Here is a 24589-nt window from a genome sequence, read left to right on the forward strand (position 1 = left end):
CGGGGGGTAAGGTGGGAAGGCGTGAGCGACGCCGACCGTAAACTCCCCCTGTCCTTCCTGCCTCTGCCGACGATCGCCCAACAGCGGGTGATCGCCCTGCTCGTGCTCATCGCCCAGGCGGGCATCGCCGTCACCGGCTCGATCGTCCGCGTGACCGGCTCCGGTCTCGGCTGCGACACCTGGCCGCAGTGCCACGAGGGCAGCTTCACGCCGGTTGCGGGCGCGGCCCCCTGGATCCACCAGGCCATCGAGTTCGGCAACCGGTTGCTGACTTTCGTGCTCGCCGCGCTGACGCTGATCATGTTCCTCGCCGTGCTGCGGGCCGGGCGGCGCAAGGCCATCCTGTGGCTGGCGTTCCTCAACGGCCTGGGCATCATCGTGCAGGCCGTCATCGGCGGCATTTCGGTGCTGGTCGACCTGACCTGGTACTCCGTCGGCCTGCACTTCCTGGCCACCATCGTCCTGGTGTGGCTGGCCGGCATGCTCTACGTCAAGGTGCAGGAACCCGACGACGGCCATCCCGTGCGCATCTACGCCAAGCCGCTCCGCGATCTCGCCGGGGCTTCCGCTCTGGCGCTGACCGCGACGCTGGTCACCGGCACCATGGTCACCGGCGCCGGCCCCCATGCGGGCGACGCCTCGATTTCCCCGGAGGACCGCCTGCAGCTGCCGATCATCGAGCTGTCCCACGTCCACGCGGGCTTCATGTACCTGTACCTCGGCATGTCCATCGGCCTGGTCGTCGCGCTGATCGCCATGAAGGCGGACCAGGGGCTGCGCAAGTGGGGCTGGTGGCTGGTGGCGCTGATCCTCGCCCAGGGCGCGGTCGGCATGGTCCAGTACTGGGCCGGCGTCCCCGAGGCCCTCGTGCCGGTCCACGTGGCGGGCTCCGTCGCGCTGACGGCGGTCACCGCCGTGCTGTGGCAGCTGGGTTGGCGCCACGCGGGCGGCACCGCCACGGCCACCGGTTCTCCGGCCGGGGATGCGGAGCACAATTCCGCCAAGGCGAAGGTCGCCGCCTAACGCCCTGCCGGTGCGCGGCACGCGCCCCGCTCCCGAGCCTCGGGCTGCGGCGCCCCGCCGGTAGTCTGGCCGCATGCGCGGAATCATCATCGAGTCCTTCGGCGGCCCCGACCACCTGATCTTCCGCGAGGACCTCCCCGACCCCGTCCCGGGCACCGGGGAGGTCCTCGTTTCGGTGGACGCGGTCGGCGTCAACTTCACCGACGTGTACCAGCGGGAGGGCATCTATCCCCGGCCGCTGCCGTTCACCCCCGGATCGGAGGGAGTCGGCCGCATCATCGCGCTCGGCGAGGGCGTCGTGGGAGACGCTGCCGACGACGCCGCAACCGCCGACGACGCCGATGCCGACGGCGCCTGGTCGGTCGGCGATCGCGTCGCGTGGTGCAACGCGCCGGACTCCTACGCGGAGCAGGTCGTCGTGCCCGCCGACTCGCTCATCGCGATGCCCGACGGCATCCCCGACGACGTCGCGGCCTCCGTTCTGCTCCAGGGTCTGACCGCCCATTTCCTGGTCCACGACGTCGGTCGGCTCTCCCCCGGCGATACGGTCCTGCTCACCGCCGGCGCGGGCGGCGTGGGGCTTTTGCTCACGCAGCTCGCCGTCGCGGCGGGCGCGCGGGTCGCTTCGGTCGTGTCCTCGGACGCGAAGGAGGAATTGGCCCGGGAGGCGGGCGCGGACCTGGTCCTGCGTTACGACGACGATTTCCCCGCCCGCATCCGCGATTGGACCGGCGACGATTCCCCGTTCGGCCCCGGCGCCGACGTCGTCTTCGACGGGGTCGGCGCGGCCACCTTCGACGATTCGCTGCGCTGCGCGCGCGTCCGCGGCCTCGTGGCGCTCTTCGGCGCCGCTTCGGGGGCGGTCCCGCCGATGGACCCCCAGAAGCTCAACGAACACGGCTCGCTGTCCCTCACGCGCCCCCACCTGCGCCACTTCATCCGCGATCGCGCCGAACTCACCGCCCGCGCCGCCGACGTCCTGGGGCGCATCGCGGACGGCACGCTGCGGGTCCGCGTCGGGGACCGCTTCCCGCTTGCCGACGCCGACGCGGCGCATCGGGCACTGCAGGCGCGGTCCACGACGGGATCGGTGGTGCTGGTGCCGTAGGCGTCGTCAAGCACGGGCCCCGCAACGCGAAAACCCTCCCGCGACCGCCATGGTCCGGGAGGGTTCGCGCGTGAAGGGGCTAGAAGCCGAGCATCTCGGCGACGGTCCGCAGGCCGAGCACCGCATCGACGGACAGGCCCACGCACACCAGCGCGAGGTAGTTGTTGGACAGCAGGAACAGCTTCATCGGCTTGATCTCGCCGCCGGCCTTCACCGACTTGTGCAGCGCGATGGCGCCCCACATGAACCAGACGCCCGCCAGGACGGACACGACCAGGTAGACCCAGCCGGTCGCGGGAATGAGCAGGAACGTGGTCAGCACCGTGGCCAGGGTGTAGGCGATGATGCGCACCGTGACGTACAGCGGCGGGCGGACCACCGGCATCATGGGCACGCCCGCGGCCTCGTAATCCTCGCGGTACTTCAGGCCCAGCGCCCACGTGTGCGGAGGCGTCCAGAAGAAGATGACCAGGAACAGGACGATCGCCTGCCACCAATGCAGCCACCCCGTGACGTCCGGGGCGTTGTCCGTGATCACGGCCCAGCCCACGAGCACCGGCATGCAGCCGGCGGCGCCGCCCCACACCACGTTCTGGTCCGTGCGGCGCTTGAGCCACATCGTGTACACGAACACGTAGAACGCGATGGTCAGGAGGATGAACACGCCTGCCAGCAGCGAATCGCACAGCAGCCACAGCCACAGGAAACTGGCCACGGTGAGCACCGAACCGAAGATCATCGCGTTGCGGTTGCTCACCGACTGGCGAGCGAGCGGGCGCTTGCGCGTGCGGTTCATCACCTTGTCGATGTCCGAATCCGCGACCATGTTGAACGTGTTCGCGGCCGCGGCGCCCATCCAGCCGCCCACCAGGGTGAGGAGGATGAGACCGACGTGGACCTTGCCGCGATCGGCCTGCAGCATCGCCGGAATCGCGGCGACCAGAAGCAGCTCGATCACCCGGGGCTTGGTCAGAGCCACGTACGCCTTGACGGTGTCCAGCAAAGGGGTTCCTCTCACATGAGTTGAAGCTCCAACCCAATCGGTCGGATGGGACGGGCGAAAAGTTCCCGGTCCTTCTGCGACGTCACGGAAATCTCCGGGCTCGGCGGCGCACGGGGCACCGATGGTCCGGACCCGGCAATGGTAGCGCCTGCCGCATGCCCCGGTGGGCACCGGGGGCGCGTGCCGCCACGTGAGTTGCGTCGCGGAGCCCCCTCCCGAGGCTCGCGCGGGCCCGGCGGCGACTCCCCGGGGCCGGAACCGGTGCCCGCAAGTTGCCAATAGTTCCCGCGCGAGTGGCCCCGGAACCGTCCGGTGTTCGGCCTACAATGAAACGGAAATCATTCGCGAGCGAGAATCAGGAGCTTTCACCGTGACCCTCTCCCCCGAGCTGCAGGCCCGCGTCGTGCGGAATTACCCCTCGGACTGGACCGACCTGGACACCCGGGCCGTCGACACCGTCCGAGTGCTGGCCGCCGACGCCGTGCAGAAGTGCGGGTCCGGCCACCCCGGCACCGCCATGAGCCTCGCGCCGCTGGCCTACACCCTGTACCAGCGCGTGATGCGACTCGACCCGAAGAACCCGAAGTGGGCCGGCCGCGACCGGTTCGTGCTCTCCTGCGGCCACTCCTCGCTGACGCAGTACATCCAGCTGTACCTGGCCGGTTTCGGCCTGGAGCTCGACGACATCAAGGCCCTGCGCACCTGGGGCTCGCTGACCCCGGGCCACCCGGAGTACGGCCACACCGACGGCGTGGAGATCACCACCGGGCCGCTGGGCCAGGGCCTCGCCTCCGCCGTGGGCATGGCGATGGCCGCCCGCCGCGAGCGCGGCCTGTTCGACCCGGAGGCCCCGGCCGGCCAGTCGCCGTTCGACCACCACATCTACGTCATCGCCTCCGACGGCGACATCCAGGAGGGCGTCACCGCCGAGGCCGGTTCCATCGCGGGCACCCAGCAGCTGGGCAACCTCATCGTCTTCTGGGACGACAACGGCATCTCCATCGAGGACGACACCACCATCGCCTTCACCGAGAACGTCGCCGACCGCTACCGCGCCTACGGCTGGCAGGTCATCGAGGTCGACGGCGGCGAGGACGTCGCGGCGATCGAGCGCGCCGTCGAGGAGGCCAAGGCCGACACTCAGCGCCCGACGTTCATCCGCGTCCGCACCGTCATCGCCTACCCGGCCCCCAACGCCATGAACACCGGCGCCTCGCACGGCGCGGCGCTCGGCGACGAGGAAATCGCGCTGATCAAGAAGGAGCTCGGCTTCGACCCGGAGCAGACCTTCGAGGTCTCCGACGAGGTCATCGCGCACACCCGCGCCGTCGCCGACCGTTCCGCCGAGGACCGCGAGGCCTGGCAGAAGTCCTTCGACGAGTGGGCCGAGGCGAACCCGGAGGGCAAGGAGCTGTTCGATCGCCTCACCGCCGGCGAGCTGCCCGAGGGCTACGCCGACGAGATGCCGTCGTGGGAGCCGGACGCCAAGGGCGTGGCCACCCGCAAGGCCTCCGAGGCCGCGCTGCAGGCCCTGGGCAAGACCCTGCCGGAGCTGTGGGGCGGCTCGGCCGACCTCGCCGGCTCGAACAACACCGTGATCAAGGGCGAGCCGTCGTTCGGCCCGAAGGAGATCACCACCGACACGTGGACCACCCACCCGTACGGCCGAAACCTGCACTTCGGCATCCGCGAGCACGCCATGGGCTCGATCCTCAACGGCATCGCCCTGCACGGCGGCACCCGCCCGTACGGTGGCACGTTCCTCATCTTCTCCGACTACATGCGCCCGGCGGTCCGCCTGGCGTCGCTGATGGACATCTCGCCGCTGTACGTGTGGACGCACGACTCCATCGGTCTCGGCGAGGACGGCCCGACGCACCAGCCGATCGAGCAGCTGGCCACCCTGCGCGCCATGCCGGGCATGACCACCCTGCGCCCGGCGGACGCGAATGAGACCGCCGCCGCGTGGGTCGCCGCGCTCGAGGGCCCGGCCGGCCCGAAGGCCCTGGCCCTGACCCGCCAGAACGTCCCGGTGCTCGAGGGCACCAAGGAGAAGGCCGCCGAGGGCGTGCGCCGCGGCGCCTACGTCCTGGTCGAGGCCGAGGGCGGTGCCCCGGACGTCATCCTGATGGCCACGGGCTCCGAGGTCCAGATGGCCGTCGAGGCCGCCGAGGTGCTGGCCGGCGAGAGCGTCAAGGCCCGCGTCGTCTCCGCCCCGTCGCTCGACTGGTTCGACCAGCAGGACGACGAGTACCGCGAGTCGGTGCTCCCGAAGTCCGTGCGCGCCCGCGTGTCCGTCGAGGCCGGCATCGCGATGCCGTGGCACAAGTACTTGGGCGACGCCGGCCGCGCCGTGTCCATCGAGCACTTCGGCGCCTCGGCCCCGTACCAGCGCCTGTTCGACGAGTTCGGCATGACCACCGAGGCCGTCGTCGCCGCGGCCCGCGAGTCGCTCGCCGCCGCCGAGTAGCTTCCCGGCGCCGCGGGGTCTCCCCGGCAGTTCGTTCCCGCCGCCCCGGTCGCCTCTCGCGCCGGGGCGGCTTCTGCTTGGCGACGCTAACGTGGGAGCCGCATGGGCGTCGTCAAGCAAGGAGCGGCGAGCTCGGAGAAGCGCGGGCGCGAACCGCAACCGGCGCCAACGCTTGTAGATCACGAACACATCCGAATACTGAAACCGAAGACGAACAAGGAAATGGAAGGGCAACGATGACCAATCCCAATCTCGATGCACTCGCCACCGCCGGCACCTCGGCGTGGCTCGACGATCTCTCCCGCCAGCGACTCGACGGCGGTGAGCTGAAGTCCCTGGTCGACGAGTACGCCGTGGTCGGCGTGACCACCAACCCGGCGATCTTCTCCTCCGCCATGACCACCGGCGACGCCTACGACGCGCAGCTGCGCGAGCTCGCCGCCTCCGGCGCCGACGCCGCCGAGACCGTGTTCACCATGGCCATCGACGACGTCCGCCGCGCGTGCGACGAACTCGCCGACGTCTCCGCCCGCACCGGCGGCGCCGACGGCCGGGTCTCCATCGAGGTCGATCCCCGCTACGCCGACGATTACGACGAGACCATCGCGCAGGCGCGCCAGCTGTGGGAGCGCGTGGGCAAGTCCAACGCGATGATCAAGATCCCCGCGACCGACGCTTCCCTGCCGGCCGTGTCCGACGCGCTCGCCGACGGCATCAGCGTCAACGTCACCCTCATCTTCTCCCTCGAGCGCTACCGCCAGGTCGTCGACGCCTTCATCACCGGCATCGAGCGCGCCAAGGAGAATGGGCGGGACCTGCCGCAGATCCACTCCGTGGCCTCGTTCTTCGTCTCGCGCGTCGACACCGAGATCGACAAGCGCCTCGAGGCCATCGGCGGCGAGGCCCTGGAGCTGCGCGGAAAGGCCGGCGTCGCCAACGCCCGCCTGGCCTACGCCGAGTTCGAGAAGGCCTTCGGCGACGACTCCGAGCGCTGGGCTCCGCTGTCGCAGGCCGGCGCCAACGCGCAGCGCCCGCTGTGGGCGTCGACCGGCGTAAAGAACCCGGATTACCCCGCCACCCTCTACGTCACCGAGCTGGCCGGCCCGCACACCGTCAACACCATGCCGGAGAAGACGCTGCGCGCGACCGCCGACGCCGACCTCGACGGCGTGACCGACACCCTGTCCGGTTACGGTGAAGAGGCTCAGCGGACGATGGACGAGATCTCCGCGGCCGGCATCGATCTCGACGACGTCTTCGCGGTCCTGGAGCGCGAGGGCGTGGAGAAGTTCGTCGACTCCTGGCAGGAGCTGCTGGACTCCATCGACGGCCGGCTGCGGGAAATCCGCGGCTAGTCGCCCGATCCTCGGCGGCGGCGCCGGCGGGACCACGCGGTTCCGCCGGCGCCGCCGATCACCCGTCTTCGCCCCCATCCCTCTCCGAAAGAACTTCAGTGACCTCTGACATCTCCGGCGCCATCGCCGACGATTGGACCAATCCCCTGCGCGACCCGCAGGACAAGCGACTCCCCCGCATCGCCGGCCCCGGCGGCATGGTCATTTTCGGCGTCACCGGCGACCTGGCCCGCAAGAAGCTGCTGCCGGCCATCTACGACCTGGCCAACCGCGGCCTGCTGCCCGCGTCCTTCGCACTGGTCGGCTACGGCCGCCGCGAGTGGTCGAAGGAGTACTTCGAGAACTACGTGCGCGAGGCCGTCGAGGCCGGCGCCCGCACGCCGATCCGCGAGAACGTGTGGCAGCGCCTGGCGGAGGGCATCCACTTCGTCCAGGGCACCTTCGTCGACGACGAGGCCTTCGATCGCCTGGCGGACAAGCTCGCGGAGCTCGACGCCTCGCGCGGCACCGCCGGCAACTGGGCGTACTACCTGTCCATTCCGCCGGACAACTTCCCGGACGTGTGCCACCAGCTCGATCGCGCCGGCCTGGCGCAGGCGGGCGAGGAGAATTGGCGCCGCGTGGTCATCGAGAAGCCGTTCGGCCATGACCTCGAGTCGGCGCAGGAGCTCAACCAGATCGTCAACTCGGTGTTCCCGGAGAAGTCGGTGTTCCGCATCGACCATTACCTGGGCAAGGAGACGGTGCAGAACATCCTGGCCATGCGCTTCGCCAACCAGCTGTTCGACCCGCTGTGGAACTCGCACTACGTCGACCACGTGCAGATCACCATGGCGGAGGACATCGGCCTGGGCGGCCGCGCCGGCTACTACGACGGCATCGGCGCCGCCCGCGACGTGATCCAGAACCACCTGCTCCAGCTGCTGGCTCTGGTCGCCATGGAGGAGCCGGTCGCCTTCACCCCGGAGGAACTGCAGGCCGAGAAGATCAAGGTCCTGCGCGCCACCGAGCCGGTGCGACCGCTGTCGAAGACCACGGCGCGCGGCCAGTACTCCGCCGGCTGGCAGGGCAGCCACTACGTCAAGGGCCTGCGCGAAGAGGAGGGCTTCGACCCCGAGTCGACCACCGAGACCTACGCGGCGTGCACCCTGCAGATCAATTCCCGCCGCTGGGCGGGCGTGCCGTTCTACGTGCGCACGGGCAAGCGCCTGGGCCGCCGCGTCACGGAGATCGCCCTGGTGTTCAAGTCGGCGCCGCACCTGCCGTTCGCCGACACCATGACCACGGCGCTCGGCCAGAACGCGATGGTCATCCGCGTCCAGCCCGACGAAGGCGTGCTCATGCGCTTCGGTTCGAAGGTGCCGGGTTCGACCATGGAGGTCCGCGACGTCAACATGGACTTCTCCTACTCGGAGTCGTTCACCGAGCAGTCGCCGGAGGCCTACGAGCGGCTGATCCTCGACGCGCTCCTCGACGAGGCCAGCCTCTTCCCCACCAACGAGGAAGTCGAGCTGTCGTGGAAGATCCTCGACCCGGTCATCGACTACTGGGGCAAGCGCGGCCAGCCCGACGAGTACCCCGCGGGCACGTGGGGGCCGGCGTCGGCCGACCGGATGCTCGAGCGCGAAGGCCGCACCTGGCGCCGTCCCTGACGGGCGGGACAGGCGAAACAGGTACCAGGAAAGGAATCACCGTGCCAATGATCATCAATCTGCCCGACACCGACACGCGGGTCATCGCCCGCCAGTTGGTGACCCTCCGCGAGACGGGCGGCATCGTCACCACCGGCCGCGTGCTCACGCTCATCGTGCTCGCCCAGCGCGACGATGACCTCGAGTCCATCATCAAGGCCGTCAACAACGTGTCCCGCGAGCACCCGGCGCGCGTGCTGGTGCTCGTCGCCGGCGAGCCGCGCGGGGGGAACCGCCTGGACGCCGAACTCCGGTTGGGCGGCGAAGCGGGTGCCGCGGAGGTCGTCGTCATGCATCTGGAGGGCGAGGTCGGGGCGCACCCGGAGGCGATCGTCACTCCCCTGCTGCTGCCGGACACCCCGGTGGTGGCGTGGTGGCCGTCGACGCCGCCGCAGGTGCCCGCCGCGACGCCGATCGGCCAGATCGCGCAGCGCCGCATCACCGACTCGCTGGCGGATCCGGACGCCAACGCCGTGTACACGCGTCGCACCGGCTACACGCCGGGCGATTCGGATCTGTCGTGGTCGCGCCTGACGGCGTGGCGGGGCGTGCTGGCCTCGGCGCTGGATTTCCCGCCGCACGGCAAGATCACGTCGGCCCGTATCGAGGGCCCGGGCGAGGATCCGTCGGTGGATCTCGCCGCCGGCTGGCTCGCCGATCGCCTGGCCGCGCCGGTGCTGCGCGTGGTCACCGATGAGCCGGAGGTGCCGCTCGACGCCGATGGCGCGGCCAAGCCGCCGGTGACGAAGGTGACTCTGGTCCGCCGTGGCGACGAGGGCGAGTGCACCGACGTCGTCGTGGAGGTGGAGAACGCTTCGACCGCCTGCGTGACCATCACGGGCCGCCCGTCGTTCAAGGTGGCGCTGTCGCGACGCACGACCGTCGATTGCCTGGCGGAGGAGCTGCGCCACCTCGACCCCGACGCCGCCTACGCCCGCGCCCTGCGCGGTTTGGGCCGCATCCGCCGGATGACCATCGAGGAGGCCGAGCAGCGCGAGACCGAGCTTGACGACGGCCCGTCCGCCGCCGTCCGCCCTTCGTCTTCCGCGACCGTCCACGACCCCGAGGAGTCTTCCCGATGACCGAAAGCGCCCCCGCGCCCGAGTTTTCCCGCCACGCCGACCAGGACGCCCTGGTCGAGGCCGCCCGCGCCCGCTTCGTCGACGTCGTCACGGCGGCGCAGGGCGATGACGGGATCGCCCGCGTGGCCGTGACCGGCGGCGGCGCCGGCATCGGCCTGTTGGCCGCACTGGCAGCCGACTCCGGTGGCGTCGATTGGGGCCGCGTCATGGTCTTCTTCGGCGACGAGCGCTTCGTGCCCGAAGAGTCCCCGGACCGCAACGTCGGGCAGGCCCGGGAGGCCCTCTTCGATCACGTGGACATCCCCGAGTCGTACATCTTCCCCATCGCCCCCTCCGGCGGCGCGTACCTCGAGGATCCGGTCTGCGCGGCCGACGCCTACGCGGACATCCTGGCCATGCACGCCCCCAATGGCTTCGATCTGCACCTGCTGGGCATGGGACCCGAGGGACACGTCAACTCCCTGTTCCCCCACACCCCGGCCATCGCCGAGACCGAGCGCACCGTCGTCGAGGTCCGCGACTGCCCGAAGCCCCCGCCGACCCGCGTCTCCCTGACGCTGCCGGCGGTCAACGCCAGCGAGCGCGTGTGGCTGCTCGTCTCCGGCGAGGCCAAGGCCGAGGCGGCCAAGGCCATCGCCGATGGCGCCGACCCCGCCGACTGGCCCGCCGCCGGCGTCCGCGGCGTCTCCGAGACCATCGTCTTCGTCGACGAGGCCGCGGCGTCGATGCTGTAGGCGAAGTGAGCTCTCGCGTCGGACGCGAAAACGGGCCCGGGCGGTGAACACCGCCCGGGCCCGTTTCGTCGTGAAGCGGAAGTCCGTGGAACCCCTACCAGTTGAAGGCCTGGAACAGGCCCAGCAGCACGATCGACGCCAGCCACAGGATGGCCGTGATGATGGTGACGTAGTCGAGGTTCTTCTCCACCACCGTCGAACCGGAGAGGTTCGACTGCATGCCGCCGCCGAAGAGGCTGGACAGGCCGCCGCCCTTGCCCTTGTGGAGCAGGACGAACAGGGACATCAACACGGAGGTGATGACCAGGACGATCTGGATGGCGAGGTACACGCGCACTTCCCTACGGATCTCGACGTTGAAGCAGGTGGATTGTGGGGCGGGTCCGGCTACGGCCGAACCCGCGATCAACTGACCAGGATACCGCACCGGCCGCCGGCCGCGCAGCCGACGGTCCGGCGCGTCCGCGAAGTACGGGTGGCCGGTGTCGGCGGGGCGGGGTCCGACCCAGTCGGAGTCGGCTGGAGTCGGCTGGAGCGGACCGGCCGCCCGGCCTAACCGGAGTTGCGCAGCGCCGTCGCCAGGCCGTTCATGGTCAGCTGGATGCCCCGGCGCACCTTGTCGCGGGCGTCGCCGGCACGGTAGCGGCGCAGCATCTCCAGCTGGATGGCGTTGAGCGGCATGAGGTACGGGAAGCGCATGTCCACCGAACGCGCCAGCAGAGGGTTGTCCTCCAGCAGCGACGAGTAACCGGTGACCTTCATGAACATCTCCAGCGTCAGCTCGTACTCCTCGCGAATGCGGCCGAAGATCCGGTCGGCGACCTCGCGGTCGGAGACCAGGTCGGCGTAGAGCTTCGCCAACGCCAGATCGGATTTCGACATGACCTGCGCCATGTTCGACAGCACCGACTCGAAGAAGGGCCAGGAGCGGTTGAGCTCGCGGAGCTCCTCCAGACGCGAACCATCCTCGTCGTCGCCAATCCACTCGCGCAGGGCGGTGCCCACCCCGAACCAACCGGGGACCATCGACCGTTGCTGCGACCACGCGAGCACCCACGGGATGGCGCGCAAGTCCGAGATCGACGTGGTCTGCTTGCGCGACGACGGACGCGAACCGATGTTGAGGCTGCCGATCTCGCCGACCGGCGTCGAGGTCTCGAAGAATTCGATGAAGCCGGGATCTTCGTGCATCAGCGCCGAGTAGGCGTCGCGGGAGCGCTCCGAAATCTCGGACATCACCTGGTAGGCGCGATGTTGGTCGTTGAAGTCCTCCAGATCCAGCAGCGTCGATTCGATCGTCGCGGAGACCAGGGCCTCCAGATTGCGGCGGGCCGCGACCGGATGGCCGTACTTCGCGGAGATGATCTCGCCCTGCTCGGTGATGCGCACCGACCCCTGCACCGCGCCCTTCGGCTGGGCGAGGATCGCGTCGTAGGAGGGGCCGCCGCCGCGGCCCACCGTGCCGCCACGGCCGTGGAACAGGCGCAGGCGCACCCCCTCTTCACGGGCGGCCTTGGCGATGGCGGTCTCGGCATCGTAGAGCGCCCAGTTCGCCGCGAAGTACCCGCCGTCCTTGTTGGAGTCCGAGTAGCCCAGCATGACCTCCTGGAGGTCGCCGCGGGACGCGACGTAGCGGCGGTAGAGCGGGACGTCCCACGCCTCGCGCAGCACGGAGGCACCGGCCTGCAGATCCTCGATGGTCTCGAACAGCGGGATGACGTCGACGGTGCCGCCGGGGACGCCGTCCTCCACGGAAATGAGGCCAACCTCCTTGAGCAGGATCATCGGCTCGAGCAGGTCCGAGACCGACGAGCACATGGAGATGATGCAGTGCGGGACGACCTCGGGGCCGTAGGCCTCGACCGCGTCCGCGGCGGCCCGCATGATGCCCAGCTCGCGTTCGGTGACCTCGGACAGGGTGACGCCGCGCGGGATGAGCGGCCGGGCCGAGGCGAGCTCGGACAGGAGGATCTCGACGCGCCGGCGCTCGGGCAGGGACCGGTAGTCCTCCGCGACCCCCGACAGCCGGAACAGCTCGGTGAGGATGTCCTCGTGGCTCTCCGAGTTCTGGCGCAGGTCGAGGGAATACAGGTGGAAGCCGAAGACGTCGGTGGCGCCCTGAATGTCCGCCAGCCGGTGATCGGCGATGAGGTCGTCGTGGCTGCGTCGCAACGATGCCTCGACGATGTCCAGGTCCGCGCGCATTTCCGCGACGGACGAGTACGGCTCGTGGTCCGACCAGTCCCCTTCCACCACGGACTGGCCGAGGCGAGAGATGGCCGTGGCCGCCACGCGGCCGCGGATCCCGTGGACGGCGCGGCGGTAGGGCTCGTCGACCCGGTTGGGGACGTCATTCTGTCCGCGGTTGGCCAGCTCCACCAGATCCACCGACACCTGGGTGAGGCGGTCGGAGAAGCTCAGCTCGCGCTCGAGCGAATGGAGCTGCTTGACGTAGTGGCGCAGGATCGTCGCCGCGGCGCGGTCCGTCGCGTAGCGCACGACCTCCTCGGTGACGAACGGGTTGCCGTCGTGGTCGCCGCCGATCCAGGAACCCATGCGCACCACCGGGGTTTCGGGCACATCCGGGCCGCCCAGTTCGCGCATCGCGGCGACGACGTCGCGGTTGAGCTTCGGCACCGTCTCCAACAACGACAGCTGGTAGTAGCGCAGGCCCACCTCGACCTCGTCACGGATGTCGGGGCGATTCATGCGGATCAGCGCGGTCTGCCAGAGCGTCATGATGCGCCGGCGGATCTCCAGGTCCAGCTCCTCGAGTTTCGCGTCGGTCCGCGCCGTGCGCGGAGAGTCGAGGATCGCGTGGCGCTCCCGCATCGAGGACCCGATGTGCTTCTGAACGTCGAAAACGGTGCGGCGGCGGGTCTCCGTCGGATGGGCGGTGAGCACCGGAACGACCTCGGCCGCGTTCATCATCGCCGACAGCTCGGCACCCGGGACGTGCGCCTCCCGCAGCTTCTCCCACGTCGCCTCGAGCGTGGAATCGCGCGGCGGCTCGCCGGCGTCCAGCCCCAGCTCGAGAAGGCGCTCTTCGTGGAGGTCCTCCGCGAGGTTCGCCAGCAGCGCGAAGTGCGTGAAGGCGCGGATGATCGGGGTGGCCTCCGCCGGATCGATGTCGCGGAACAGCCCGGTCAGCTCATCGATCTCCGACTCCCCCCTGTGCAGGCGGAATGCCGTCCGGCGGGCGTTCTCGACCAGATCGAAGACCTCGACGCCCTCCTGTTCCCGGATCACGTCGCCGAGGATCCGGCCCAAATGCCGGATGTCGTCGCGCAACGTTTCGTCGCTCGTCTTCTTCGTGCCCTGGTCCACCATCGTCGAATCTCCCATCATGTCGGGTACCGCATCAGCGTCGTAAAGCCGCTCACAGTGCGAAACGCCCCGGACCAACGATGGAACGTTGCCGGGGCGTGACGTCTGCGGCGCGGGCCGGCCGAGTTACTTGACCGCGTCCGCGGCCAGGGCGGACAGCTTGGCGAAGGCCTCGCCGTCCAGCGACGCACCGCCGACCAGGCCGCCGTCGACGTCGGGCTGGCCGACGATGTCGGCGACGTTCTCCGCCTTCACGGAACCGCCGTAGAGGATGCGCATGTCCTTGGCCAGCTTCTCGCCGCCCAGCTCGGCGACGGTCTCGCGGATGGCCTTGCAGACCTCCTGCGCGTCCGCGGAGGACGCGACCTTGCCGGTGCCGATGGCCCACACGGGCTCGTAGGCGATGACGACCTTCTCCAGGTCCGCCTCCGACAGGCCCTCGAGCGAGCCCTTGACCTGCTCGACGACGTGCTCGACGTGCTTCTCGGCCTCGCGGACCTCCAGCGGCTCGCCGACGCACACGATCGGGGCCATGGAGGCCTTCAGCGCGGCCTTGGCCTTCTTGGCCACCAGCGCGTCATCCTCGCCGTGCATCTCGCGGCGCTCGGAGTGGCCGACGACGACCCAGCGGCAGCCCAGCTTGGACAGCATGGCGGCGGAAATCTCGCCGGTGTACGCGCCCGAGTCGTGAACGGAGACGTCCTGCGCGCCGTAGGTCACGGCCAGCTTGTCGCCCTCCACCAGGGTCTGCACGGAACGGATGTCCGTGAACGGCGGGATGACCGCGACGTCGACCTTGTCGTAGTACTCCTTCGGCAGGGCGAAGGCGAGCTTCTGCACGACGCCGATGGCCTCCAGGTGGTTGAGGTTCATCTTCCAATTGCCGGCGATGAGGGGCTTGCGAGCCATGGTGGGTGTCACTTCCTGAGGTGGTTAAACGAATTGGGGGGTGCGGGCGGCGCGGCGTTCGCGCGCGCCGCCCGCGGGTGGGCCGGTGCTAGGACTCGAGCACCTGCACGCCGGGGAGGTCCTTGCCCTCAAGGTACTCGAGGGAGGCGCCGCCGCCGGTGGAGATGTGGCTGAAGCCGTCCTCGTCGAGGCCGAGGGTGCGCACGGCCGCGGCGGAGTCGCCGCCGCCGACGACCGAGAAGCAACCGTTGTCGCGGGTTGCGTCGATGATCGCCTGGGCGACGAAGCGGGTGCCGTTGGCGAAGGCGTCCATCTCGAACACGCCCATCGGGCCGTTCCAGAAGACCGTCTTGGTGTCGGCGAGCTTCTCGGCGAAGGCCTTCGCGGACTCCGGTCCGACGTCCAGGCCCATCCACCCTTCCGGGATGGCGTCGGCGGCGACGACCTTGTGGTCGGCGTCGGCCGCGAACTCGGAGGCGACGACCACGTCGGTCGGCAGGACGATCTGGTCGCCGTACTTGTCCAGCAGGTCCTTGCAGGTGTCGATCATCTCGTCCTGCAGCAGCGAGTTGCCCACGGAATGGCCCTGCGCGGCGAGGAAGGTGAAGCACATGCCGCCGCCGATGATCAGGTAGTCGACCTTCGGGGCGAGGGCCTCGATGACCCCGAGCTTGTCGGACACCTTCGAGCCGCCCAGCACCACGGCGTAGGGCTTCTCGGGGGTCTCGCCGACCTTGCGCAGCACCTCGAGCTCGGACTGGACCAGGCCGCCGGCGTAGTGCGGCAGCTTCTTGGCGACGTCGTACACGGACGCCTGCGCGCGGTGGACCACGCCGAAGCCGTCGGACACGAACGCGCCCTCCGGCACCAGGGCCGCGAGCTCGGCGGCGAAGGCCTCGCGCTCGGACTCGTCCTTGGAGGTCTCGCGGGCGTCGAAGCGGATGTTCTCCAGCAGCAGGACGTCACCGTCGGTCAGGCCGTTGGCGCGCTCGTGGGCGTCCTCGCCGGACACGTCGCCGGCGACGGCGACGTAGCGGTCCAGGCGCTCGGACAGCGCCTCGGCGACCGGCGCCAGGGACAGGTCCGGGTTGACCTCGCCCTTCGGGCGGCCCAGGTGGGCGGTGACGACGACCTTGGCGCCGGCGTCGGACAGGGCCTTCAGGGTCGGCACCGACGCGTCGATGCGGCCCGGGTCGGTGATCGAGCCGTCCTTCAGCGGGACGTTGAGGTCGGAGCGGACCAGGACGTAACGGCCCTCGACGCCCTCGTCGAGGAGATCCTGCAGGGTCTTGACGGTCATTTCGTTGCTTCCTTCGTTTGATAAAGCCCCAGGGCCGGGGTGCGCCCGCGGGCACACCCCGGCCCTGGGGTCGTGGGTGAAACGGAGAGCTTAGAGGCGCTCGCCGACGTAGACGGAGAGGTCGACGAGGCGGCAGGAGTAGCCCCACTCGTTGTCGTACCAGGAGACGACCTTGACCTGGTCGCCGATGACCTTGGTCAGCGGCGCGTCGAAGATGGAGGAACGCGGGTCGCCCTCGATGTCCTTGGAGACGATCGGGTCCTCGTTGTAGCCCAGGACGCCGGCCAGCGCCTCGGACTCGGCGGCCTTCTTGATCGCGGCGTTGACGGCCTCGACCGAGACCTCCTTCTTCGCGGTGAAGGTGAGGTCGGTGACGGAGCCGGTCGGGGTCGGGACGCGCAGCGCGTAGCCGTCCAGGACGCCCTTCAGCTGCGGCAGGACCAGGGCGACGGCCTTGGCGGCGCCCGTGGAGGTCGGGACGATGTTCAGGGCGGCGGCGCGGGCGCGGCGCAGGTCCGAGTGCGGGGCGTCGTGCAGGCGCTGGTCACCGGTGTAGGCGTGGATGGTGGTCATCAGGCCACGCTCGATGCCGAACTCGTCGTCGAGAACCTTTGCCATCGGGGCCAGGCAGTTGGTGGTGCAGGACGCGTTGGAGATGATGTTGTGCTTCTCCGGGTCGTAGTCGGTGTGGTTCACGCCGACGACGAAGGTCGCGTCCTCGTTCTTGGCCGGGGCGGAGATGATGACCTTCTTGGCGCCACCGTCGATGTGGGCCTTGGCGGCCTCGGCGTCGGTGAAGAAGCCGGTGGACTCGACGACGATGTCGACGTCGTTCTCGCCCCACTTCAGGTTCTTCGGATCGCGCTCGGCCCACGCGATGATGCGCTTGCCGTCGACGGTGATGGACTCGTCGTCGTAGGTGACCTCGGCGTCGAGCTTGCCCATGATCGAGTCGTACTTGAGCAGGTGGGCCAGCGTCTTGTTGTCGGTCAGGTCATTGACCGCCACGATCTCCAGGTCGGCGCCCTGCGCGACCGCAGCGCGGAAGAAGTTGCGTCCGATGCGACCGAAGCCGTTGATGCCTACACGAACCGTCACGATGATCTCCTCCAAAGGAATCGGCTAAGAATTGCCCTTTGGCCCGTGGTCCGGGCCAACTGGTTCACTTAGGAATTGTACGTGTGGTTCCGCCGATCCGCAGGGGTGGAATGCCCGATTCAAGTGAGACGCCTCACCAACGGACATGTCGTGCCCGGAACATGCCCGTTTGGGCCTGATCCGGTGCCAAGGAGGGGATTCGGGGATGGGCGTCGCCGGTTGCCCCGGTGGAATGCCGGGTGCGCGGGGGTTGCTTTGCGACGCCGCCCCCACCCGGCTCCGGCCCCTATTCCTCGTCGAAGAGGTCGTCCGTGACGACGGAGGACGTGTCGGGGATGCCCGTGTCCGCCGCTCGGCGGTCCGCCATGGACAGCAGGCGGCGGATGCGCCCGGCCACCGCGTCCTTCGTCATCGGCGGATTGGCCAGCTGGCCGAGCTCCTCCAGCGACGCCTGGCGGTGCGCCACCCGCAATTCGCCGGCGGTGACCAGGTGTTCGGGGACGTCGTCGCCGAGAATCGCCAGCGCACGCTCGACGCGGGCGGCGGCCACGACCGCGGCCCGAGCGGACCGGCGGAGGTTGGCGTCGTCGAAGTTGGCCAGGCGATTGGCGGTGGCGCGCACCTCCCGGCGCATGCGCTGCTCTTCCCACTCCAGGCGGGTGGTCTGCGCGCCCATGCGCGTGAGCAGCGCGCCGATGGCCTCGCCGTCGCGGATGACCACCCGGTCTCCCCCGCGCGTCTCCTTGCTCTTGGCGGCGATGCCGAGACGCCGGGCGCAGCCCACCAGCGCGAGCGCGGCCTCCGGGCAGGGGCAGGTCACTTCGAGGGCCGACGACCGGCCCGGCTCCGTGAGGGAGCCATGCGCGAGGAACGCTCCGCGCCACGCGGCCTCGGCGTCGAGGACGGTGCCGCCGATGACCTTCGGGGGCAATCCGCGCACGGGGCGGCCGGAGCGGTCGACGAGGCCGGTGCGGCGGGCGAGGTCTTCCCCTCCGTCCGCGACGCGCACGATGTAGCGGGCGGACTTGCGCAGCCCGCCCGGGCTGAGCACCTGCAGTTCGGGTTCGTGGCCGAAGAGCGAGTCGATCATGCCGCGCAATCGGCGAGCGACGGCACCCGAATCGAGTTCCGCCTCGATGACGATGCGCCCGGCCACGAGATGGAGGCCACCGGCGAACCGCAGCATCGCGGCCACCTCCGCCGACTGCGCGCTCTCCTGCTGGACCGGCACGCGCGCCAGCTCGTCCTTCACCTTGGGCGTCAAAGCCATGGGGCCAATCTCCTCACATCGGCGACCCGTTCGCCGTGCACGGCAGTTTAGCCGCCCCGCTCAGCGGGCCAGCAACTCCCCCAGCGCGGCCGCCACCTTCACGGGATCGTGCCTTTCGGTCCAGCCGCCGTCGTCGTCGAGCTCCCGCACGTCGGCGTAGACGACGTCGGCCGACAGAGTTGCCGCGGCCCGCTCCAGGTACCCGCGCTCGGACGTGCCGCCCATCGTCGACTCGTCGACGAGGATGGTGTCCAGCTGCAGGTCGGGCGCGTGCTGCGCGAGCATGTGCACGTGCCGCTCGGAAGAAAAGCCGGCGGTCTCCCCCGGCTCCGACGACAGATTGAGCACGACCACGCGGTGTGCCTCCGTGTCCCGCAGGGCCTGCACCAGCTGGGGCACCTGCAGATGCGGAAGCACCGAGGTGAACCAGGAGCCGGGGCCGAGCGTCACCATGTCGGCGGCCATGATCGCCTCGATGGCATCCGGCGTCGCCGGCGGCTGTTCCGGGATCAGGCGGATGCGGCGCACCTGGCCGGGCGTCGTGGCCACGGCGACCTGGCCGCGGACCGGACGGACCACGCGGGCGTCGTCCTCCAAGCCCACTACCTCCGCCTCGATGTCCAACGGCCGCGGGGACATCGGCAGCACGCGGCCGCAGATGCCCAGCAGGGAGCCCACCTCGTCGAGGGCCTCGACCTCGCTGCCCAGCACGCTGGTCAGTCCCGCGATGATCAGGTTGCCCACGGCGTGGCCCGCCAAGGCGCCGGTGCCGCCGAAGCGGTGCTGCAGGACCTCCTCCCACAGCTTGCCGCGCTCGTCCTCGGCGGACAGCGCCGCCAGCGCCATGCGCAGGTCGCCCGGCGGGATCTGTCCCAGCTCGCGGCGGAGACGCCCGGAGGAACCGCCGTCGTCGGCGACGGTGACCACGGCGGTGACCTCGTCGGCGATGCGCCGCACGGCGCGCAGGGTCGCGAACAGGCCATGGCCTCCGCCGAGGCTCGTGATGGCGGTCATGGGAACAGACTCCTCTGGTGTCGAATCGGGTGACGGTGCGAAAAAGGTCCGCGCCCGGTCAGTCCCTTTCGATGTCGCGGTGGATGACGTTGACGTCGATGCCGTTGAATTCGCCGAGCCTGCGCCCCAGGGCCTCCGACATGGCCACGCTGCGGTGGTGGCCGCCGGTGCAGCCGATGGCGATGGACATGTGGTTCTTGCCCTCGCGCCGGTACCCGGGGAGGATGACGGATATCAGCTGTTCGACCGTGTCCAGCCAGCGCGGTGCGGCGTCCTGCTCGAGGACGTACTCGGACACCGCCCGATCGGTGCCGCGCCCGGAGCGCAGCCCCGGCACCCAGTACGGGTTGGGCAGGAACCGGACGTCGAGCAGCAGATCGGCGTCGCGCGGAGCGCCGTGCTTGAAGCCGAAGGACTGGATGGTCACGCGCTGCCCGCGCGACGAGGGATCCGAGAAGTGGACCTCCAGGGCGCGCCGCAGATCGTGGACCGACATCTTCGAGGTGTCGAGCACGAGGTCGGACATCGCCTTGATTGCCGAGAGCATGCGGCGCTCGCGCTGGATGCCCTGCGTCAGCGTGCCGGACTCCTGCAACGGGTGCGTGCGCCGCACCGAGTCGTAGCGGGCGATCAGCGTGTCGTCGTCGGCGTCGAGGAAGATCACCATCGGCCGCCGGCCGGACTCGTGCAGGCCGTCGAGGACCTCGCCGAGCGATCCCGCGAACGCGCGCGACCGCACGTCGGTGACGATGGCCAGGCGCTCGACGGGCGAATCCGCCTCGAACGACAGCTCGACCATGCGCATGATGAGCTCGGGCGGGAGGTTGTCGGCGACGTACCAGCCCATTTCCTCGAGCACGGCGGCGGCGGTGTTGCGGCCCGACCCGGACATTCCGGTGATCAGGACCAGTGACGTGTCGGGGTCTGCCGCGCCGGCGTTGACGTTGGTCATGAGCCCCAGCCTACGTGCGATCGCCGTGCAGCGCCGCGTGCACGGACTCGGCCAGCGCCGGCCCGAAACCGGGCACCTCGCGGATCTCGTCGACGGTGGCCTGCTTGAGTTTCGCCACCGATCCGAAGTGCTTGACCAGTTCCGACCGCCGCTGCGGGCCTAGCCCCTTGATGCCGTCGAGGGCCGAGGACCGCATCCGCTTCGACCGCTGCTGGCGGTGGTAGCCGATGGCGAACCGGTGCGCTTCGTCGCGGATGCGCTGCATCAGGTACATGGCCTCGGAATTGCGCGGGAGGATCACGGGTTCGTCGTCGCCGGGGACCCAGATCTCCTCGAGCCGTTTCGCCAGCCCGACGAGCGTCACGTCGGTCACGCCGAGTTCGTCGAGGACCGCCTGGGCGGCGGCGACCTGAGGTGCGCCGCCGTCGACGATGAACAATTGCGGCGGGTAGGCGAACTTGCGCCCGCTCACGGATTCCTCCGTCACGCTTTGCGACGCCCCGTCGCCCTCCCCCGCGGCCTCTTCCTCGAACATGACGGATTCGTCTTCGGGCACCGCCAACTTGTCCTCGGCATGGCGGCGGAATCGACGGCGCACGACCTCCGCGATGGACCCGACGTCGTCGGAACGCCCGTCGCCGGCGGCGTCCTTGATCCGGTACCTCCGATAGTCGACCTTCCTGGGCAGACCATCCTCGAACACGACCAGCGAGGCCACGACGTCGGTGCCCTGGATGTGCGAGATGTCCGTGCACTCGATGCGCAGGGGCGCTTCGTCCATGAACAGGGCGTCGCGGATGCCCTCGAGCGCCTGCGAACGCGCGGTGAGGTCTCCGCTGCGCTTGAGCTTGTGCTGCGCCAGCGCTTCCACCGCATTGCGGTGGACGGTTTCCAGCAACGCCTTCTTGTCGCCCCGCTGCGGCACCCGGACGTCGACGGCGCTGCCCCGGATCCCCTGCAGGAACCCGGCGACTTCCTCCGCGTCGTCGGGCTCGGTCTGCACGAGGATCTCGCGGGGCACCGCTTCCGCGGCCCCTGTGGACTCGTCGCCGTCGACCTTCGCGTGTTCGGCGGCGTCACCGTAGAACTGGGTGAGGAACGTCGACAGCAGCTTGGGCAGCGCCGGATCCCGCCCGTCGTCGGGCAGGGGGCCGGTCTCCGAATCGCCGGACTTCTCCACGACCCAGCCGCGCTGACCATGGATGCGGCCGCGGCGCACGTGGAAGATCTGCACCGCCGCCTCGAGCTCGTCGGAGGCGAAGGCGATGAAGTCGGCGTCGGTGGCGTCGCCGAGGACCACGGCCTGCTTCTCCATCACCTTCTCCACCGCCGCCAGGTCGTCGCGGATCTTGGCGGCCTTTTCGAAGTCGAGGTCCTCGGCGGCGGCGTTCATGTCGCGGCGCAGCTGCGCGGTGAGCGGGCCGGTGTGGCCGGCCATGAAGGAGACGAAGCCGTCGACGATCTCCCGGTGCTCGGCCGCCGACACCCGGCCGACGCAGGGCGCGGAGCATTTGTCGATGTACCCGAGCAGGCACGGGCGACCGAGCTGCTGATGGCGGTTGTACACGCCCTTGGAACAGGTGCGCGCGGGGAACACGCGGATCAGCAGATCGAGCGTCTCGCGGATCGCCCAGGCATGGGAGTACGGGCCGAAATAGCGCACGCCCTTGCGGCGCGGACCGCGGTAGACGAACATCCGCGGGATCTGCTCGCCGATGCTGACGGCGAGCATCGGGTAGCTCTTGTCGTCGCGGTACATGACGTTGAACCGCGGGTCATAGCGCTTGATCCAGGTGTACTCGAGCTGGAGCGCCTCGACCTCCGTCCGCACGACGGTCCAGATGACCTTCGAGGCCGACTGCACCATCTGGCGCGTGCGCGGGTGCAGGTTCGCGACGTCCTGGAAGTAGTTGGACAGGCGCGCCCGCAGGTTCTTCGCCTTGCCGACGTAGAGGACCCGGCCGCCGTCGTCGAGGAAACGGTAAACGCCCGGCTCGACCGGGATTGTCCCCGGCGCCGGGCGATACGTGGAGGGATCCGCCATCAGTCTTCCGGCATGTGACGGTCCTCGAGTTCGCGGAAGCGGCGCACGGCCTCGACGACGGAGGCGCCGTCGCGCGACTGCAGCGCCCACATGGGCACGAACTCGAATTCGGGCAGTTCCAGGCGGGCCCACCGGGCATCCGACGGGAAGCTCAGGCCATGGACGACGTCCCACGGGTAGAACCGGGCGCCCAGGAAATTGCGGACCTCGACGCCCCGGTCGTTGACGCGGACCCGCGGGCGCAGCATCAGCAGGCACGCGGCGGAGATGACCAGGCCGAGGATCGGGAAGGCGAGCACGTCGATCGGGGTGACCTGTGCGCCGGTGTCGCCGACGTCGACGACGAAGCCCATGAACAGGTGCACCGCCATCACGACGGCCACGGAGGCCCAGGCCCAGATCTTCATGGTCCGGGACGTCACCACGAGATCCCAGCGGGAATCGGTGCGGTCGGCGGTCTTGTTGTCGCTCACGTGATTCACTCCTCGCCCAGGGCGCGCAGCAATGCCGCGGTGTGGAGCGCGGCGATGGTGGCCTCTCGGCCCTTGTCCTCGACCGATCCCGGAGCACCGGAGCGGGCCACGGCCTGCTCGTGGGTGTCGCAGGTGAGCACGCCGTTGCCGATCGGGGTGCGCTGGTCGAGCGAAATGCGGGTCAGTCCGTCGGTCACGGAGTCGCAGACGTACTCGAAATGCGGGGTGCCGCCGCGGATGACGCAGCCCAGGGCGACCACCGCATCGTGGTCGTCGGCGAGCGCCTGCACGACCACCGGAAGCTCCAGCGCCCCGACGACCGTGTAGTCGCGGACCATGGCGCCGGCCTCCTCGGCGGCGGCGATGGCGTTGGCGCGGAGTTGGCCCGTGATGTCGGCGTTCCAGTGGGCGGTGATGATCGCGACGCTCATCCCCTCGGCGTCGGGCATCTCGATGTCGGGCAGTCCGGCTCCGCTCACTTCTTCTCCTTCTGATCGCCTTCGCCACCAATGTAGTCGGACAGCCACGGGAGGTCATGCCCCATCCGCTGCTGCTTGGTGGTCAGGTACCGCACGTTGTCGGCGTTGACTTCCACGGGCACCGGCACGCGACGGCTCATCTCGAGCCCGTAACCGCCGAGGCCCGCGCGCTTGGTCGGGTTGTTGGTCAGCAGCGCCATGGACCGCACGCCGAGGTCGCGGAGGATCTGCGCGCCGGTGCCGTACTCGCGTGCATCGGCCGGCAGGCCGAGCTGGAGATTGGCGTCGACGGTGTCCGCGCCCTCGTCCTGGAGGTGGTACGCCTCGAGCTTGTGCATCAGCCCGATGCCCCGGCCCTCGTGGCCGCGCATGTACAGGATCACGCCCCGGCCGGCGGCCTGGACGATCTCCATGGACTTGTGCAGCTGCTGGCCGCAGTCGCAGCGCCGCGACCCGAACACGTCTCCGGTCAGGCACTCGGAATGCACCCTGACCAGGACGTCGGATCCGTCGTCGGAGGCGGGATCGCCGACGACCAGCGCGACGTGCTCGACGCCGTCGACGAGGCTGCGGTAACCCACCGCGCGGAACTCGCCGAAGTCGGTGGGCATGCGGGTCTCGACGACGCGCTCGACCAGGTGCTCGTGGCGGCGGCGGTATTCGATGAGCTGCTCGATGGAGATCAGCGCCAGCCCGTGCTCGTCGCAGAAGCGGCGCAGCTCCGGGGTGCGGGCCATGCCCGTGGGATCTTCCTCCGAAACGACCTCGCACAGCACGCCGGCGGGGCGCAGGCCGGCCAGGCGAGCGAGATCCACCGCTGCTTCGGTGTGGCCCGCCCGGGTGAGCACTCCGCCCTGCATCGCGCGCAGCGGCACGACGTGTCCGGGCCTGGTGAACTCCGCGGCCTCGGAGTTGGCGGCCGCCAAGCGCTGAATGGTGTAGGCGCGGTCGGACGCGGAAATGCCCGTCGAGCCGGTCGCCGCGTCGACGGTGACCGTGTACGCGGTGCCGCGGACGTCTTCGTTGCGCGCGACCATTGGCGGAAGACCCAGGCGATCGCAGTCGGCGCCGGTCAGCGGCGCGCAGATGTACCCCGAGGAGTACCGCACGGTGAAGGCCACCAGCTCCGGCGTCGCCAGTTCGGCGGCGAAGATGATGTCGCCCTCATTCTCGCGGTCTTCATCGTCGACGACCACCACGGCCTTGCCGGCGGCGATGTCGGCGATGGCCCGTTCCACGCTGTCGAGTTCAATCACG

The 24589-nt window shown here is 69.8% G+C and carries 20 protein-coding genes; 7 read left to right on the top strand and 13 right to left on the bottom strand.

The window, feature by feature from the left end:
* Positions 1-21 precede the first annotated feature (21 nt).
* Entirely contained in the window at positions 22-1023 is a 1002-nt protein-coding gene (locus tag GX015_RS08330; protein ID WP_291344286.1) for a COX15/CtaA family protein, read from the top strand.
* 73 nt (positions 1024-1096) lie between these two features.
* Positions 1097-2131, top strand: coding sequence for a quinone oxidoreductase (locus GX015_RS08335; RefSeq protein WP_291344287.1), 1035 nt, complete (start codon positions 1097-1099; stop codon positions 2129-2131).
* Positions 2132-2210: 79 nt separating this feature from the next.
* Here GX015_RS08335 and GX015_RS08340 read toward each other — a convergent pair whose 3' ends face one another.
* A complete protein-coding gene (locus GX015_RS08340) occupies positions 2211-3149 on the bottom strand; it encodes a heme o synthase (RefSeq protein WP_291344289.1) in 939 nt (312 codons plus the stop codon).
* Between the two features lie 355 nt (positions 3150-3504).
* On the opposite strand from GX015_RS08340, the gene tkt reads away from it, so the two are divergent.
* The 5 genes from tkt to pgl all read left to right on the top strand — a co-directional run bounded on the left by tkt (position 3505) and on the right by pgl (position 10466).
* The gene (gene tkt, locus GX015_RS08345) at positions 3505-5604 is read left to right on the top strand and encodes a transketolase (RefSeq protein ID WP_291344290.1); all 2100 of its coding nucleotides are present in this window, start codon (positions 3505-3507) and stop codon (positions 5602-5604) included.
* A 236-nt stretch (positions 5605-5840) separates the two neighbouring features.
* A complete protein-coding gene (gene tal, locus GX015_RS08350) occupies positions 5841-6959 on the top strand; it encodes a transaldolase (RefSeq protein WP_291344292.1) in 1119 nt (372 codons plus the stop codon).
* Positions 6960-7057: 98 nt separating this feature from the next.
* Complete coding sequence (gene zwf / locus GX015_RS08355) at positions 7058-8611, top strand: glucose-6-phosphate dehydrogenase (protein ID WP_291344294.1); 1554 nt, start codon at positions 7058-7060, stop codon at positions 8609-8611.
* Between the two features lie 47 nt (positions 8612-8658).
* Positions 8659-9732 (top strand): glucose-6-phosphate dehydrogenase assembly protein OpcA, encoded by a 1074-nt coding sequence (locus tag GX015_RS08360; RefSeq protein WP_291344296.1) that lies wholly within the window; start codon positions 8659-8661, stop codon positions 9730-9732.
* Positions 9729-10466 (top strand): 6-phosphogluconolactonase, encoded by a 738-nt coding sequence (pgl, locus tag GX015_RS08365; protein ID WP_291344298.1) that lies wholly within the window; start codon positions 9729-9731, stop codon positions 10464-10466. Before GX015_RS08360 ends, pgl begins: the two co-directional genes overlap by 4 nt.
* Before the next feature lie 94 nt (positions 10467-10560).
* Here the strand turns inward: pgl and secG are convergent, their stop codons facing one another.
* The 12 genes from secG to GX015_RS08425 form a co-directional block, all read right to left on the bottom strand.
* A complete protein-coding gene (gene secG / locus GX015_RS08370) occupies positions 10561-10797 on the bottom strand; it encodes a preprotein translocase subunit SecG (protein WP_046650954.1) in 237 nt (78 codons plus the stop codon).
* A gap of 221 nt (positions 10798-11018) precedes the next feature.
* A complete protein-coding gene (gene ppc, locus GX015_RS08375) occupies positions 11019-13811 on the bottom strand; it encodes a phosphoenolpyruvate carboxylase (protein WP_291344317.1) in 2793 nt (930 codons plus the stop codon).
* Between the two features lie 108 nt (positions 13812-13919).
* Positions 13920-14702, bottom strand: coding sequence for a triose-phosphate isomerase (gene tpiA, locus GX015_RS08380; RefSeq protein ID WP_291344301.1), 783 nt, complete (start codon positions 14700-14702; stop codon positions 13920-13922).
* A gap of 88 nt (positions 14703-14790) precedes the next feature.
* Entirely contained in the window at positions 14791-16002 is a 1212-nt protein-coding gene (locus GX015_RS08385) for a phosphoglycerate kinase (protein ID WP_291344303.1), read from the bottom strand.
* Between the two features lie 90 nt (positions 16003-16092).
* Positions 16093-17100 (bottom strand): type I glyceraldehyde-3-phosphate dehydrogenase, encoded by a 1008-nt coding sequence (gap, locus tag GX015_RS08390; RefSeq protein ID WP_291344304.1) that lies wholly within the window; start codon positions 17098-17100, stop codon positions 16093-16095.
* A 286-nt stretch (positions 17101-17386) separates the two neighbouring features.
* Positions 17387-18370 carry a DNA-binding protein WhiA gene (gene whiA / locus GX015_RS08395; protein ID WP_291344306.1) on the bottom strand — a complete coding sequence of 328 codons (984 nt, stop codon included), beginning with the start codon at positions 18368-18370 and terminating at the stop codon, positions 17387-17389.
* 60 nt (positions 18371-18430) lie between these two features.
* Positions 18431-19384, bottom strand: coding sequence for a uridine diphosphate-N-acetylglucosamine-binding protein YvcK (gene yvcK, locus GX015_RS08400; RefSeq protein WP_291344307.1), 954 nt, complete (start codon positions 19382-19384; stop codon positions 18431-18433).
* Between the two features lie 58 nt (positions 19385-19442).
* Entirely contained in the window at positions 19443-20336 is an 894-nt protein-coding gene (rapZ, locus tag GX015_RS08405; protein WP_291344309.1) for an RNase adapter RapZ, read from the bottom strand.
* A gap of 10 nt (positions 20337-20346) precedes the next feature.
* Positions 20347-22380: an excinuclease ABC subunit UvrC gene (uvrC, locus tag GX015_RS08410; protein ID WP_291344311.1), complete on the bottom strand. Its 2034-nt coding sequence runs from the start codon at positions 22378-22380 to the stop codon at positions 20347-20349.
* A complete protein-coding gene (locus tag GX015_RS08415) occupies positions 22380-22853 on the bottom strand; it encodes a PH domain-containing protein (RefSeq protein ID WP_291344312.1) in 474 nt (157 codons plus the stop codon). Before GX015_RS08415 ends, uvrC begins: the two co-directional genes overlap by 1 nt.
* 5 nt (positions 22854-22858) lie before the next feature.
* Positions 22859-23332, bottom strand: coding sequence for a 6,7-dimethyl-8-ribityllumazine synthase (ribH, locus tag GX015_RS08420; protein WP_291344313.1), 474 nt, complete (start codon positions 23330-23332; stop codon positions 22859-22861).
* Positions 23329-24588, bottom strand: coding sequence for a bifunctional 3,4-dihydroxy-2-butanone-4-phosphate synthase/GTP cyclohydrolase II (locus tag GX015_RS08425; RefSeq protein ID WP_291344315.1), 1260 nt, complete (start codon positions 24586-24588; stop codon positions 23329-23331). Before GX015_RS08425 ends, ribH begins: the two co-directional genes overlap by 4 nt.
* Position 24589: the final 1 nt, after the last annotated feature.

Source organism: Corynebacterium sp. (assembly GCF_012837295.1).
Lineage (GTDB): Bacteria > Actinomycetota > Actinomycetes > Mycobacteriales > Mycobacteriaceae > Corynebacterium.

Coding starts and splice junctions, on each gene's coding strand:
- pgl (WP_291344298.1), top strand. CDS start 9,729: ATGACCGAAAGCGCCCCCGCGCCCGAGTTTTCCCGCCACGCCGACCAG.
- tpiA (WP_291344301.1), bottom strand. CDS start 14,702: ATGGCTCGCAAGCCCCTCATCGCCGGCAATTGGAAGATGAACCTCAAC.
- rapZ (WP_291344309.1), bottom strand. CDS start 20,336: ATGACCAACGTCAACGCCGGCGCGGCAGACCCCGACACGTCACTGGTC.
- GX015_RS08335 (WP_291344287.1), top strand. CDS start 1,097: ATGCGCGGAATCATCATCGAGTCCTTCGGCGGCCCCGACCACCTGATC.
- ppc (WP_291344317.1), bottom strand. CDS start 13,811: ATGGGAGATTCGACGATGGTGGACCAGGGCACGAAGAAGACGAGCGAC.
- tal (WP_291344292.1), top strand. CDS start 5,841: ATGACCAATCCCAATCTCGATGCACTCGCCACCGCCGGCACCTCGGCG.
- GX015_RS08385 (WP_291344303.1), bottom strand. CDS start 16,002: ATGACCGTCAAGACCCTGCAGGATCTCCTCGACGAGGGCGTCGAGGGC.
- whiA (WP_291344306.1), bottom strand. CDS start 18,370: ATGGCTTTGACGCCCAAGGTGAAGGACGAGCTGGCGCGCGTGCCGGTC.
- uvrC (WP_291344311.1), bottom strand. CDS start 22,380: ATGGCGGATCCCTCCACGTATCGCCCGGCGCCGGGGACAATCCCGGTC.
- yvcK (WP_291344307.1), bottom strand. CDS start 19,384: ATGACCGCCATCACGAGCCTCGGCGGAGGCCATGGCCTGTTCGCGACC.
- GX015_RS08360 (WP_291344296.1), top strand. CDS start 8,659: ATGATCATCAATCTGCCCGACACCGACACGCGGGTCATCGCCCGCCAG.